12 protein-coding genes are annotated in these 13,720 nt (G+C 70.4%); 9 read left to right on the forward strand and 3 right to left on the reverse strand.

Going from position 1 to position 13,720, the window contains the following annotated elements:
• Window positions 1-33: 33 nt before the first annotated feature.
• Window positions 34-735, reverse strand: coding sequence for a TetR/AcrR family transcriptional regulator (locus ACFWN2_RS26140; protein WP_382431603.1), 702 nt, complete (start codon window positions 733-735; stop codon window positions 34-36).
• A gap of 78 nt (window positions 736-813) precedes the next feature.
• Between ACFWN2_RS26140 and ACFWN2_RS26145 the strand changes: the two genes are divergently transcribed.
• The 5 genes from ACFWN2_RS26145 (at window position 814) to ACFWN2_RS26165 (ending at window position 6,360) form a co-directional block, all read left to right on the forward strand.
• Window positions 814-2,295, forward strand: coding sequence for an FAD-dependent oxidoreductase (locus tag ACFWN2_RS26145; RefSeq protein ID WP_382431605.1), 1,482 nt, complete (start codon window positions 814-816; stop codon window positions 2,293-2,295).
• Window positions 2,292-3,014 carry an alpha/beta fold hydrolase gene (locus ACFWN2_RS26150; protein ID WP_382431607.1) on the forward strand — a complete coding sequence of 241 codons (723 nt, stop codon included), beginning with the start codon at window positions 2,292-2,294 and terminating at the stop codon, window positions 3,012-3,014. Before ACFWN2_RS26145 ends, ACFWN2_RS26150 begins: the two co-directional genes overlap by 4 nt.
• Window positions 3,007-3,924 (forward strand): ABC transporter ATP-binding protein, encoded by a 918-nt coding sequence (locus ACFWN2_RS26155; RefSeq protein ID WP_382431609.1) that lies wholly within the window; start codon window positions 3,007-3,009, stop codon window positions 3,922-3,924. Before ACFWN2_RS26150 ends, ACFWN2_RS26155 begins: the two co-directional genes overlap by 8 nt.
• A complete protein-coding gene (locus tag ACFWN2_RS26160) occupies window positions 3,921-4,715 on the forward strand; it encodes an ABC transporter permease (RefSeq protein ID WP_382431611.1) in 795 nt (264 codons plus the stop codon). The genes ACFWN2_RS26155 and ACFWN2_RS26160 overlap by 4 nt, the downstream gene beginning before the upstream one ends.
• 214 nt (window positions 4,716-4,929) lie before the next feature.
• A complete protein-coding gene (locus tag ACFWN2_RS26165; RefSeq protein WP_382431613.1) occupies window positions 4,930-6,360 on the forward strand; it encodes an alpha/beta hydrolase family protein in 1,431 nt (476 codons plus the stop codon).
• A gap of 53 nt (window positions 6,361-6,413) precedes the next feature.
• Here ACFWN2_RS26165 and ACFWN2_RS26170 read toward each other — a convergent pair whose 3' ends face one another.
• Window positions 6,414-7,280, reverse strand: coding sequence for a fumarylacetoacetate hydrolase family protein (locus ACFWN2_RS26170; protein WP_382431615.1), 867 nt, complete (start codon window positions 7,278-7,280; stop codon window positions 6,414-6,416).
• Window positions 7,281-7,301: 21 nt separating this feature from the next.
• A complete protein-coding gene (locus tag ACFWN2_RS26175) occupies window positions 7,302-8,582 on the reverse strand; it encodes a CitMHS family transporter (RefSeq protein ID WP_382431617.1) in 1,281 nt (426 codons plus the stop codon).
• Window positions 8,583-8,726: 144 nt separating this feature from the next.
• On the opposite strand from ACFWN2_RS26175, the gene ACFWN2_RS26180 reads away from it, so the two are divergent.
• The 4 genes from ACFWN2_RS26180 (at window position 8,727) to ACFWN2_RS26195 (ending at window position 13,717) form a co-directional block, all read left to right on the forward strand.
• Window positions 8,727-9,950, forward strand: a complete 1,224-nt coding sequence (locus ACFWN2_RS26180) for a sensor histidine kinase (RefSeq protein ID WP_382431619.1) — start codon at window positions 8,727-8,729, stop codon at window positions 9,948-9,950.
• Entirely contained in the window at window positions 9,950-10,633 is a 684-nt protein-coding gene (locus tag ACFWN2_RS26185; protein WP_382431621.1) for a response regulator, read from the forward strand. Before ACFWN2_RS26180 ends, ACFWN2_RS26185 begins: the two co-directional genes overlap by 1 nt.
• Window positions 10,634-10,778: 145 nt before the next feature.
• Entirely contained in the window at window positions 10,779-12,167 is a 1,389-nt protein-coding gene (locus ACFWN2_RS26190) for an FAD-binding oxidoreductase (protein WP_382431623.1), read from the forward strand.
• Window positions 12,164-13,717, forward strand: coding sequence for an acetolactate synthase large subunit (locus tag ACFWN2_RS26195; protein WP_382431625.1), 1,554 nt, complete (start codon window positions 12,164-12,166; stop codon window positions 13,715-13,717). Before ACFWN2_RS26190 ends, ACFWN2_RS26195 begins: the two co-directional genes overlap by 4 nt.
• Window positions 13,718-13,720 lie beyond the last annotated feature (3 nt).

A 13,720-nucleotide genomic window follows, 5' to 3' on the forward strand; every position in this document is an offset into this window, starting at 1 on the left:
CCTGCCGACTTCGTCGGCAGGCCGTTCGGCGTTTCACCGCCGTGGGCCGAGCGTCGCGAGTCCCGACTCGACGAGGTGCGCCGCCCGCCGGACCTCGTCCGCCACCTCCTCGCGGGTGGAGCCGACGTCGCGCGCGTCCGCGAGGTGCCTCCTCAAGGCTCTGGCCTGGACGTCCCACAGGCCGATGAGCGCGATGGCGGCGATGTGCGGCTCGGGCGCGTCGTGGGCCAGGCCCGCGCGTTCCGCCAGGATCTCCGCGACGACGGAGACGGCCGCGTCCAGCGAGTCCCGCTGGTGCGCCCGCAGTGACGGCGCGGCGTTGGTCAGCTCGATGAACCTCCACATCCTGTCGCACGCCGACTCGGGGTCCGGCTGCGCCGTCACCCAGGACAGGAGGTCGTCCAGCTCGGTGTCGAGGACTCGCCGCACTGCCTCGACGGGCGGGACGTCGTGGTCGCGCAGGCTCTGGCGCAGTGACGCCGTCGTCGCCTCCCAGCGGTCCAGCACGAGGGCTTCCTTGCTGGGGAAGTAGTTGAACACCGTCTTCTCCGACACCCCGCAGGCCGCGGCGATCTCGGACACGCGGACCGCCTCGAAGCCCCGTTCCACGAACATCTCGGTCGCGGTGTCGGACAGCTGCTGGCGCATCAGGCGCTTCTTGCGCTCCCGCAGGCCCTCACCGGAGGCCTCCTCCGGCGAGTGGGGGGTCGTCCATGCCACCGATCGCGAGCTCATGCTCCTCAGCTTAGTTCATTGACAGAATTTTTACGGCTGCTGTAAAAATACAGTCACTGTAACTTTGGGAGGAACGACATGACCAAGCCGCGCATCGCGATCATCGGAGCGGGCCCGGGAGGCCTGCTGTGCGCTCGTGTGCTGCAGATCCGCGGATTCGAGGTGGCCGTCTACGAGGCCGACGCCTCGGTGAGCTCCCGTGACGCGGGAGGCACGCTCGACCTCAAGGCCGACTCCGGGCAGATCGCGCTGGAGGACGCCGGTCTGCTCGACGGGTTCCGCGCGGTGGCGCGGAAGGAGGGGCAGGCGAAGAGCAGGCTCGACCAGCACGGCGCCGTGCTGTCCGCGTTCGTCCCGGAAGAAGAGGACGAGGCGGCGAACGAGATCGACCGCGGACAGCTGCGGGAGCTGCTCGCGGCGTCGCTGACCCCCGGAACCGTGCGGTGGGGCCACAAGTTCGTCGGCGCCACCGAGTTCGGCGACGGTGTGCGCCGCCTTGAGTTCGGCAACGGCGCGGTAGCCGAGGCCGACCTGCTGGTCGGCGCGGACGGTGCCTGGTCACGGGTCCGCCCGCTGCTGACCGACGCGACGCCGCACTACACGGGCATCTCCTTCCTCGACGCCAGGTTCGACGACGTCGACGAGCGGCACCCGCGGGTCGCGGCACTGGTCGGCGACGGCCACATGTTCGCCACCGACAACGCCGGCCGTGCGCTCATCGGCCAGCGCAACAGCAACGGCCACGTCCGCGGGTACGTCGCCCTGCGCACGGAGGCAGACTGGTGCGAGCGCGCCGGGCTCGACCTGGAAGACCGCGAGGCCGTGCAACGGTTCCTGCGCAAGGAGTTCTCCGGCTGGTCCGACGACCTGATGCCGTTCATCACCGGCGGGGACGGCGCGTTCGTCAACCGGGCGATCCACGCGTTGCCCGCGCCCCTCACGTGGCAGCCCCGGCCCGGCGTGACCCTGCTCGGGGACGCCGCGCACCTGATGTCCCCGTGGGGCGGCTTCGGCGTGAACCTCGCGATGCTCGACGGAGCCGAACTCGCGCACGCCGTCGCGGAGGAGTCCACTGTGGACGCGGCGGTCGCGCGGTACGAGGCGGGCATGCTGCCGCGGGCGGGTGAGCACGCGGTCGGCGCCAACGACGCCATGGACCGGTTCTTCAGCACCAGGGAGTTCGACCCGTCCCAGATCCCCGACACCGCGGCCGAGCACCGCGACTCGGTGGCCGCCGCGGCCGAGTACCGGCGCCGCCACCCCGCCGCGCGCGACCGGATCGCCGTGTGGACGCTGAGCTTCGAGACGCCGGGCGGCGCGAAGCGGTACGACCTGGTGCTCGACTCCGGCGCCAGCGCGCTCACCGGAACGCTCGACGGCGTGCCGATCGAGGACGCGGCGCGCTCGGGGGACGAGCTGAGGTTCAAGGGCAAGGTCAGCTCGCCGTTCAAGGTCACGTTCTCCTGCACGGCGACCGTCGACGGCGGCAGCATGACCGGCACCGCGAAGGCCATGATGATGTCGATCCCGTTCACCGGCGTGCTGAGCGTGACGCCGTGATCGCCTCCATGAACATCCTTGTGCTGCAGCCCTATCCGGAGCTTCCGCTCACCGTGCGCGAGGCGGGACGGGGACGGCCGGTGCTGGTCCTGCACGGAGGCGGGGGACTGGAGGTCATGGCGGACCTGGTCGAGCACCTCGCCGCGGACCACCGCGTGATCGCCCCGGTCCACCCCGGCTGGGGCGGGACGCCCAGGCCTGACTGGTTCACCGGGGTGGACGGGCTCGTGGAGACCTACCTCGACCTGCTCGACGACCTCGGACTCGACGACGTGACCGTGGTGGCGAGCTCGTTCGGCGGCTGGATCGGCGCGGAGATGGCGGTCCGCGACCGAGGTCGCCGCATCGGCCGGCTCGTGCTGCTGAACGCGGCGGGTCCCCGGATCACGGGCGCCCCGCTGGGGTTCGGGCCGGGATCGCCCGCGCGCGGCGACGGACCACCGGCCGCAGCGGTCCAGTTGATGCTGCCGTACACCGGACCTGCCCTGCAGGACCCGAAACTCGCCACCCGCCTCGCACGCGTCGCGGTGCCGGTCCTCGTGGTCTGGGGCGAGGACGACGTCCTGCTCACCCCCGGCTACGGCCGTGGCTACGCCGCCGCGATTCCGGAGGCGCGGTTCGAACTCGTTCCCGGCGCGGGCCACCTGCCGTGGCTCGACCGGCTCGACGACGTGCTCGCCGTCGTCGCCGAGTTCCTGAAAGGGGATCGTGATGATTGAGGTGAGGGATCTCGTCAAGAACTACGACACCACGACCGCCGTCGACGGGGTGAGCTTCACCGTCAGACCTGGTGTGGTCACGGGGTTCCTGGGCCCCAACGGTGCCGGGAAGTCCACCACCATGCGGATGATCGTGGGCCTGGACCGCCCGACGTCGGGCAGCGCCGAGGTGAACGGCCGCCCGTACCGCGAGCACGCCGCGCCGTTGGGCGAGATCGGCGTGCTGCTGGAGGCCAGGGCCGTGCATCCGGGCCGGTCGCCGCGAGACCACCTGCTGGCGCTCGGAGCGACGCACGGCATCGGCGCCCGGCGGGTCGACGAAGTGCTCGACCTCGTGGGCCTGAGCGCTGTCGCCCGGCGCAGGGCCGGTGGTTTCTCGCTCGGCATGGGGCAGCGGCTGGGCATCGGGGCGGCGTTGCTCGGAGACCCCCGGACCGTGATGCTCGACGAGCCGGTCAACGGGCTCGACCCCGACGGGATCCGGTGGATCCGCGCACTGCTGCGCGGGCTGGCGGAGGAAGGCCGCACGGTGTTCATCTCCTCGCACCTGATGAGCGAGATGGCGCTCACGGCGGACCACCTCGTCGTTCTGGGGCGTGGCCGGTTGCTGGCCGACCTGTCCGTCGCCGATCTCGTGGCGTCCGCCGCACGGGGTGTTCTCGTGCGCACCCCGATGGCCGGAGAACTGGTGCTGCTGCTGGAAGGTCAGGGCGCCGTGGTGACCCGGCAGGAGGACGGCGGCCTGCTCGTGGCCGGCGCCGGGGCGGAGGAGATCGCGATGCGCGCGCTGTCCGCCGGCATCCCGTTGTTCGAACTGACACCTCAGCGCGCGTCTCTCGAAGAGGCCTACCTGGAGCTGACCGTGGACTCGGTGGAGTACCAGGGCCACAACGGAAGGACAGCCGCATGACCACCCTCCTGAACGACCGCGTCGCGCGCGCGGTGTCGTTCGCCGGAGTGGTGCGCGGCGAGTGGATCAAGCTGATCTCCGTGCGCTCCAGCACGATCTGCCTGGCCAACGCGGCGGTAGCGATGCTCTTCGCCGTGGTGATGCTGCCGGTCAAGTCGATGGCGTCCGCGGTCGTGGTCGACGACGACCCGGTCGCCACGGTGCTCAGCGGCGCCGAGTTCGCGGGCCTCGCGGTCGGTGTGCTGGGGGTCCTGATGGCGAGCACCGAGTACGCCACGGGAATGGTCAGGGTGGTGCTGACCGCGGTGCCGTCCCGGTTGCCGGTCCTGTTCGCCAAGATCGTCGCGTTGGTGGCGCTGGTGTTCCCGGCCATGCTGGTGATGAGCCTCGTGGCGTTCTTCGGCGGCATGGCGGTCCTGGACGCCACCGGCGGCGCGGTGATCGGCCTGGCCGATCCGGGTGCGTTGCGCGCGGTGGTGGGCGCCGCGGTGTCGCTGGCGGGCGTCGGGGTGATCGGCATCGCGCTGGGCACGCTCCTGCGCACCACGGCGGCGGCCGTCACCGCGGTCATCACGCTGGTCTTCCTGATGCCCAACCTCGGCGACCTGCTGCCGCAGTCGTGGCGGGAGAACGTGCTGAAGTACCTGCCCGCCAAGGCGATCGACGCGTTCGTCCACACCGTTCAGGACCCGGCGCTGCTGAGTCCTGCCGCCGGTGCCCTGGTGTTCGGAGCCTGGATCGTCGTGGTGGTGGGCGCCGCGGTGGTCCGGCTGCGCGGCCGCGACGTCTGACGATGCTGTATCCATAGCAACTGGTTTTGATGTTGCTTGTTGTTTTTGCTATAGCATTGAGCTAGGGTGGCGCTCAGTTACCGGCTGGTAACCAGAAGTGGAAGTCAAGCCGTGGCGCGATCGGGGTGCCGGCGTGGCGGAAGAGCCCCGGCTGCGTGCCGGGAGCCCTCCGCGCACCTGGTCGCGCCTTCGAAGATGGAGCAGATCCTTGGACATGTCTGACGCACGCCGCGCAGCCGGTCGACGGGTGGCGGCGCCGATGGCGGTGCTCGTCGCGACGCTCGCCGGCCTGCTGGGCCCCGCGCCCGTCGTCAACGCCGCCGGTTCGTCGGCCGCCGTTGCCCCGTGTCCGGCGAACGTGGGGGAGAAGGCCACCTGTTACACCGGCCAGGACGCGAACGGCGCCTACTTCACGATGGCCGTTCCGAAGAAGTGGAACGGCTCTCTGGTCGTGCACGCCCATGGTGGTCCCGACTTCGCCTACGACTCGTCCAGCACGGACGAGGAGTTGGAGCGCTGGGCGGTGATGGTCGACGAGGGGTACGCGTGGGCCGCCTCCTCGTACCGGCGTGGCGGGTACGGGGTAAGGATGGCCGCCGCCGACACCGAGAACGTCCGGCAGTTGTTCGTCGAACGGTTCGGCAAGCCCGCGCGCACCTACCTGCACGGCCAGTCGTTCGGCGGCAACGTCGCGGCCAAGGTCGCGGAGACCTACGCGAAGAAGCCCGGCCTCTACGACGGGGTGCTGCTGACCAACGGGCTCCTGGCCGGCGGGTCGCGCGGCTACGACCACCGCGTCGACCTGCGCGTGGTCTACCAGTACTACTGCGGCAACCTCCCCCGTCCCACCGAACCGCAGTACCCGCTGTGGCAGGGACTTCCCGCGGACTCGACGCTGACGCCGGAGGACGTCCTCGGCCGGTTGCAGGAGTGCACGGGCATCGACTCCGACGCAGCCGAACGGACCGAGGCGCAACAGCGGAACCTCTCCGAGATCGTCGCCGTCACGCGCATGTCGGAGGACACGCTCGCCACGAACCTGCTCTACGCGACGTTCCTGTTCCAGGACATCGTGTTCAAGCGGCTCGACGGCGGCAACCCGTTCGGCAACCGCGGTGTCCACTACGACGGTTCCCGCGACGACGCCGCGCTCAACGCGGGGGTGGCCCGGTTCTCGGCCGACCGCACCGCACGTCGTGACCTGTCGTACGACGCCGACCTCACCGGCAAGATCACCCTCCCCGTACTCACCCTGCACGCGATCCACGACCCGCAGGTCTACGTGGAGCACGAGGCGGCCTACCGGGAGACGGTGCGGCGGGCGGGCCGCGCGGACGACCTCGTGCAGACGTTCACGAACGAGTCCGACCACAGCGAACTGAGCACGGCCGAGTACGCGAACTCCATCGCGGCGCTCGACTCGTGGGTCCGTTCCGGCCGCAGGCCCACCGCCCGGTCGATCGCGGACTCGTGCGGTGCGTTCGACAAGAGCTACGGCAGCGGGTGCTTCTACGACCCGGGGTTCAGTCCCGAGTCGTACGCCTCGCAGGTCCGGCCGCGGCCCGGTGGTCAGAACTGGCCGGTCATGACCGCCGCGGAAGAGGCGGTCTGGAGCAGGGTTCCCGGCATCGGGATCGCGCCCTGACCAGTCGGCCGATCGTGCGGTGGGCGTCCAGCGGGCGCCCACCGCACCACCGGCTATGCCTGCTGGAGAACGGATGTCTCCTGCACGACCGTGTTCGTGAGCGAGCCGATTCGCTCGATCTCGATCGTGCACTCGTCGCCCGGCCTGAGCCAGACCTGCGGTGTGCGCAGGGCGCCGACGCCGCCGGGGGTGCCGGTCACGATGACGTCGCCGGGGTCGAGCGTCATCGCCTCGGAGAGGATCTCCACGAGCCGGGCCACGCCGAAGATCATGTCCGCGGTGTCGGCCTCCTGCATCGTCTGTCCGTTCAGGACGGTCCGGATGCGCAGCCCGCGGGCTCCCTCCGGCAGTTCGTCGCGGGTGACGAGCTCGGGGCCGAAAGCGCCGGTGCGGTCGAAGGTCTTGCCCATCGTCCACTGGTCCGACCTGATCTGGAAGTCGCGGACGGACCCGTCGTTGAACAGGGAGTACCCCGCGACGGCGCCGAGTGCCTCGTCCTCGCGGAGGTGCCGCCCGCCCTTCCCGATGATCACGGCGAGTTCGCACTCGTAGTCGAGGAGGTCGGAGGCGTCCGGACGGACCAGCGGCTCGCCGTGCGCGACGAGGCTGTTGGCGAACCGGGCGAAGACGGCGGGGTAGGACGGCGGTTCGAAGCCGCTCTCCGCCGAGTGGTCGCGGTAGTTGAGCCCGATGCAGAGGATCTTCCCGGGGCGCACGACCGGCGGCAGCAGCCGGACGTCGGACAGTGCGAACTCCGGTGCGCTGCCCAGGGTTTCGGCCAACTCGCCGAGCGCGTCGTCGTCGCGCAGGAAGTGCGGGAGGTCGCCGCCGAGCGCGGAGACCAGGAGGCCGCGGTAGCCGCCCTCCGACCTGATCGCGATGCCTTCTTCGGATCCGTTGGTGTAACTGATGAAACGCAACCGTGCCTCCAGCATTCGGGGTCAGACGGCGTAGATGGCACCGGTGACGGTGGCCGCCGCCAGGGCGATGGCGCTCAGGCCGAGGGTCCACGGCCAGGCGAAGCGTTGCAGGGAGCCGATGTCGGTGCGCAGCAGCGTGGCCACGAAGTAGATCGGCGCGATGAGGGGACTGAGCGAGTGCAACGGCATCCCGATCAACGCGGCCCGCGCGATCACCTCGTGCGGCAGGCCGAAGGCGTCCCCGGTCTGCGCGAGGATCGGGACCACGCCGAGGAAGAAGCTGTCCGTGGACAGGATGATCAGCAGTGGCATGGACAGCGCCGCGGTGACGAACGCGAAGGCGCCGCCCCAGCTGTGCGGGACGACCGAGAGGATGCTGCCGGACATCGCCTCGACCATGCCGCTCTCGCTGAGGACACCGGTGAACGCGCCCGCCGCCAGGATGAGCGTGACCAGCACGACGACGGTGCCGGCGTGCGGCTTCAGGCGGTCCTGCTGCACGCGGATGTTCGGGAAGTTGACCGTGGCCGCGATCGCGAACGCGCCCATCACCAGCGCGGGCAGGGGGAAGAGACCGAGGGCCAGGCTCACCATGAGCGCGATCGTGAGAACGAGGTTGAACCAGAAGTTCCTGGTCTCCATCGGCTTGCGGGGCGCGTGGACCTCGGTCGCCTCCGTCTCCTCGACCTTCTTCAGCCTGCGCCTCTCCGAGCGGCCGAGGACGTAGGCGAAGACGAGAGCGGCGGCCAGGGTGATGAAGAACGTCGGCAGCATGGGCACGACGACGTCCTTGACGTCGACCCCGAGGGAGATCGACATCCGCGCCGCGGGGCCTCCCCACGGCATCCAGTTGAGGACCGGGCAGATGATGCCGAGCAGCATCGCGATGATCAGCGGGTTGATGCCGGTCCGGCGGTAGATCGGGTACATCGACGAGACGGTGATGAGCGCGGTCGTGGAGCCGTCGCCGTCGAGGCCGATGATCATCACCAGGACGGCGGTGCCCACCACGATCCGCACAGGGTCGTCGCCCACGGTCGCGATGATCCGGCGGACGAACGGTTCGAACAGCCCGCATTCGAACATCACCAGGAAGTAGAGCAGGGCGAAGACGAGCATCACCGCGGTCGGCGCGGTCTCGACGATTCCCGAGATCATCATGTCGCCGAGGTCGGCACCGAACCCGCCGATCAGGCCGAACACCAGCGGAACGAGGACCAGGGCCGCGACCGGCGACATTCTCTTCGTCATGACCAGAACGGTGAAGAGTCCGATCGCGCCGAACCCCAGAACAGCCAGCATGACATGTCCTCCCCGCATCGACGTCGATGGTGCGACGAGGCCGAGAGTAGGAACGGAACCACCGCGGAATCGTCCTGTGGTCCGGGGAGCCCTGTCCCCTGGCTGGGGGACTCGCGAGGGCGCCTGACGAGGATAATTACCCGTGTGACCACAGTGGACGGATCCGGGACGATCGCGGACCGGGCACGCGTGGCGTCGCTCTCCCGCGTCGAGCGAGCGTTCGGGTGGCAGGCGTTCCTGATCGCGCTCGCGTGCCTGGCGGTCGACACGGTCGCGTTCACGTCGGCGGCGCCGGAGCTGCCGTTCGCCGCCTACGCCGGTGCTCTCGTCGTCATAGTGTGCGCCGACGCCGCGCTGGCCCTGCCTCCACGCTGCTCGGCCTGGGTGACCGTGGGACACGCGGTCGTCGCGGTCGGCATGGCCGTGATGTTCCGCGAGGCGCCGGAGACCGACATGGACCTGGTGGGCGGCATGATCGCCGCCTACCGCGCCGGTGCGTGGCTGTACGGAGGGGTGAGCGTCGCGGCGGTCGTCATGCTGGCGTCGGGCGCGGTGGCCGCGCAGGCGCTGGTGGACCCGTCGAACGTTCTCACGACGGTCACGGAGGTCATGAAGGACGCGTTCATCCCCTGGATGGTGGGCAGGTACACGTCGGCCCGCCGCGCCTACATCTCGGAGGTGCGCCACAACCGGGAGAACGAGGTGCGCGAGGCCACCGCGGAGGTGGACAAGGCGGTCCGCCGCGTCCGGACCACGATCGCGCGGGACCTGCACGACGTCATCTCCCACCACGTGAGCGCGATCGGCGTCCACTCGGGTGCCGCGCGCATCAAGCTCGCCACCACACCGGGCTTCGCCGACGACGGGATCATGGACTCGCTGATGGCGGTCGAGCTGTCCCGGCGGTCCGCGATGGCCGACCTGCGCCGGATGCTCGACCTGCTGCACGGCACGTCGGTCAACCAGCCCGGCCTCGGCAACCTCGACGAGCTGTTCGAAGGGGTGCGCCGCTCGGGCCTGGCCGTGCGGTTCCGGGTGAACGGAGCACCGCGATGGCTGCCCGGCCTCGTCGACATCGCGTTGTACCGGATCACCCAGGAGATGCTCACCAACGCACTCCGGTACAGCGACGGGTCCACTGTGGACGTCGAGCTCGACTTCGGGGAGACCTCCGTCGAGCTGACCGCGCGCAACGGCATCGGATCGCCCTGCGACGGTCAGTCGACCGGGCGCGGGCTGGCAGGGATCCGCGACCGGGCCGCCCAGTTCGGCGGCACCGTCTCCCACGGACCCGACACCGCCGGCCGCACCTGGGAGACCAGGGTCGGCGTGTCCTACGGCGCCTCATCGGCAGGAGAAGCACAGTGATGTTCCGCGTCCTCATCGCCGACGACCACGCCACGTTCCGGTCCGGTCTGCGCGCGATTCTGCACACCCAGCCCGACTTCGAGTGCGTCGCCGAGGTCGGGGACGGCCGCGCCGCGGTGGCGGAGACCATCCGCCTGCGCCCCGACGTCGCGATCCTCGACGTCCAGATGCCGAAGTTCGACGGCCTGTCCGCGGCCGCCGAGATCGTCGCGTCGGGACTGACCGGGGTGCGGATGATCATGCTGACCACCTACGACAGCGACGAGTACCTGCACCGCGCACTGACCGCCGGCGTGCACGGTTTCGTGCTCAAGAGCCTGCCACCGGAGGAGCTCATCGCCGCCATCAGGGCGGCGGCCAGGGGCGACGCGTACGTCGACCCGTCGGTGGTCCAGCGGCTCAAGCCGCGCATCGCCGACGCGCTGGCGCCGGCCGAGGACGAGGCGAGGGAACTGCCACCGGGCATGGCCAAGCTCACCGCGCGCGAACACGAGGTCTTCCTGTTGCTGGCACGGGGTTTCACCAACCCGGAGATCGGCCTGCGCCTCTACATCGGCGACGAGACGGTGAAGACGCACGTCTCCCGGATCCTGACGAAGCTCGAACTGCGCGACCGGGTTCACGCCGTTCGTTACGCGTACCGCCACGGTGTGATCCAGGTCGGCGACGAACAGGACCTCTGACTCGCGCTTTTCTCTTGCGGTGGAACGACTTGCCGGCATGGCGTCCCCTGACCGGGGGAGTGGTGTCCCCGGTTTCCGGGACGTTCTGCCCGAGCCGCCATCCCTAGCGTGGTGAGCAACGGAATGCTTTCGGAGGAGGCTGGCGATGGGCGTTGCCGCGGCGAGGTTCGCAGAGGTCGTCGGAGAGGCGAACCTGCTGTCCGGCGACGCCGTCCCGGAGGACTACGCGCACGACGAGGCGTTGTCGGCCACACCCTGCCGGCCCGCCCACGTGGCGAAGCCGGCGACCGCCCAGGAGGTCGCGGAACTGCTGAAGGCAGCGGGAGAACTCGGCGTGCCGGTCACCGCGCGGGGCTCGGGAACCGGGCTCTCCGGTGGCGCCAGGCCGCTCGACGGCGGACTGGTGATCTCGTTCGAGCGGATGAACGCGGTGCTGGAGATCGACACCGAGAACCACGTCGCGGTCGTGCAGCCCGGCGTCGTTCTGTCCGAACTGGACGAACGTGCCGCCGCGGTCGGGCTCGCCTACGCCGTCTACCCCGGTGAGCTCGGTGCGAGCGTCGGCGGCAACGTCGGGACGAACGCCGGCGGGATGCGCGCGATCAAGTACGGGGTCACTCGGCACCACGTCGTGGGACTGGAGGCGGTGCTGCCGACCGGTGAGATCATCCGGACCGGCGGCAAGATCTCCAAGATCTCCAGCGGGTACGACCTGACCCAGCTGATCATCGGTTCCGAGGGCACCCTCGCCGTCGTCACCGAGGTCATCGTGAAGCTCCACCCGCGGCTTCCGCACGGCGCCACGGTCCTGGCCCCGTTCCAGAGCTTCGACGAGGTGCTCGCCGCCGTCCCGAAGATCGTCGCCAGCGGTCTTGAACCGCACATCCTGGAGTACGTCGACAACCTGACGCTGGCCGCGATCAGCTACCAGGAGAAGCTCAGCCTGGGTGTGCCGCACCAGATCCGCGAGTCCGCCGAGGCGTACCTGCTGGTGGCGCTGGAGAACCGCGACAGCGACCGGTTGCACGCCGACGTCGACGAGCTCGGCGGCCTGCTGGGCGACCTCGGAGCGTTGGACGTCTACGTGCTCGAAGGCGATTCGGCGCGCAGGCTCGTGCAGGCGCGCGAGAAGTCGTTCTGGACGGCCAGGGCGGTCGGCGCGCACGACGTCATCGACGTGGTGGTCCCGAGGGCCGCGATGCCGGAGTTCCTGCGCAGGACGAGAGAACTGGCGTCGGCGCGGGACGCGGGTGTCGCCGGATGCGGGCACGCCGGTGACGGCAACGTCCACCTCGGCGTCTTCTGCGAGGACCCCGAGAAGCGCAGGGAGTTGCTGACCGGCGTCTTCGCGCTGGGCATGGAGCTCGGTGGCGCGATCTCGGGCGAGCACGGCATCGGCAAGACCAAGTCCGCGTACTTCGTCGGCCTGGAGGACCCGGCGAAGATCGCGTTGATGCGCCGGATCAAGACGAGCTTCGACCCCGCCGGGATCCTCAACCCCGGTGCGCTTTCCCCTGAGGAGGACGTGAAGTGAACGGCGCGCAGTCCCTGATCCGCACACTCGTCGACGCCGGGGTGGAGGTGTGCTTCGCCAACCCGGGCACCTCCGAGATGCACTTCGTGGCGGCGCTCGACAGCGCGCCGGGGATGCGAGGAGTGCTCGGCCTGTTCGAGGGCGTCGTCACCGGCGCGGCGGACGGGTACGCGCGGATCGCCGGCCGACCGGCCGCGACGCTGCTGCACCTCGGACCAGGGCTCGGGAACGGCCTGGCGAACCTGCACAACGCGCGCCGCGCGCACTCGCCGGTCGTCAACGTGATCGGTGATCACGCGACCTACCACAAGAGGTTCGACGCCCCGCTCGAATCGGACATCGAGGGCGTCGCCATGTCACTCGAAGGCTGGCTGCGGCGTTCCGAACGCACCGAGGACGTCGGCGTCGACGCCGCCACGGCGGTCGCGGCAGCCCTGTCCGCCCCCGGACGCATCGCGACGCTGATCCTCCCCGCCGACGCGTCGTGGGGCGAGGGCGGGAAGGTGCACGCGCCGATTCCGCCGCAGGAGCCCCAGGTCGTCGACCTGTCCACTGTGGAGGGAATCGCCGAGGTGCTGAACAGCGGCGAACCGGTGGCGTTGCTCGTCGGCGGCGCCGCGTGCCGGGAGGCAGGGCTGCGCGCGACCAGCCGGATCGCCGCGGCGACCGGGGTGAAGGCGTTCGCCGAGACGTTCCCCGCACGGCTCGAACGCGGTGAGGGGGTGCCCGCGATCGACCGGCTCGGGTACCTCGCCGAGCACGTCGCGTACCAGCTCGACGGGATCCGCCACGTGGTCGTCGCCGGGACGAGGGCGCCCGCGTCGTTCTTCGCCTACCCCGGCAAGCCGAGCGACCTGGTGCCGGACGGCGCGCGGGTGCACGTGCTGGCCGAACCGGGGCAGGACGTCACGCGCGCGTTGGAGGACCTCGCGGACCTGGTCGCGGCCGGAGCCGAACCGGTGCTGCAACGGGCCGCGCGGCCCGCGTTGCCGTCCGGGCCGCTGACACCGCAGAACTGGGCCGACGTGATCGGCGCGCTGCTGCCGGAGGGCGCGATCATCGCGGACGAGGCGAACACCTCGGGCCTGCTCCTGCCCGCGGCGACGGCGGGAGCGCCCCGCCACGACGTGCTGACGCTGACCGGTGGCGCGATCGGCTACGGCATGCCCGTCGCGACGGGCGCGGCCATCGCCGCGCCCGACCGGCCGGTGGTCAACCTGCAGTCCGACGGCAGCGCCGCGTACACGATCTCGGCGTTGTGGACGCAGGCAAGGGAGAACCTGAACGTCACGACGGTGCTGCTGAACAACCGGGCCTACGCGATCCTGCGGATGGAACTGCAGCGCGTCGGCGCGGACAGCAGTGGCCCCAAGGCGAACGAACTGCTCGACCTCTCGCGACCGGACCTCGACTTCGTCAAGATCGCCGAAGGCATGGGTGTTCCCGCGACCCGCGCGACGACCGCGGAGGAACTGGCCGAGCAGTTCCGCCGCGCCCTGGCCGAACCCGGCCCCCACCTGATCGACGCCCTGATCCCGCCGATCTTCTGACAC

Origin of the sequence: Lentzea sp. NPDC058436 (assembly GCF_042721515.1) — a bacterium.
Lineage (GTDB): Bacteria > Actinomycetota > Actinomycetes > Mycobacteriales > Pseudonocardiaceae > Lentzea.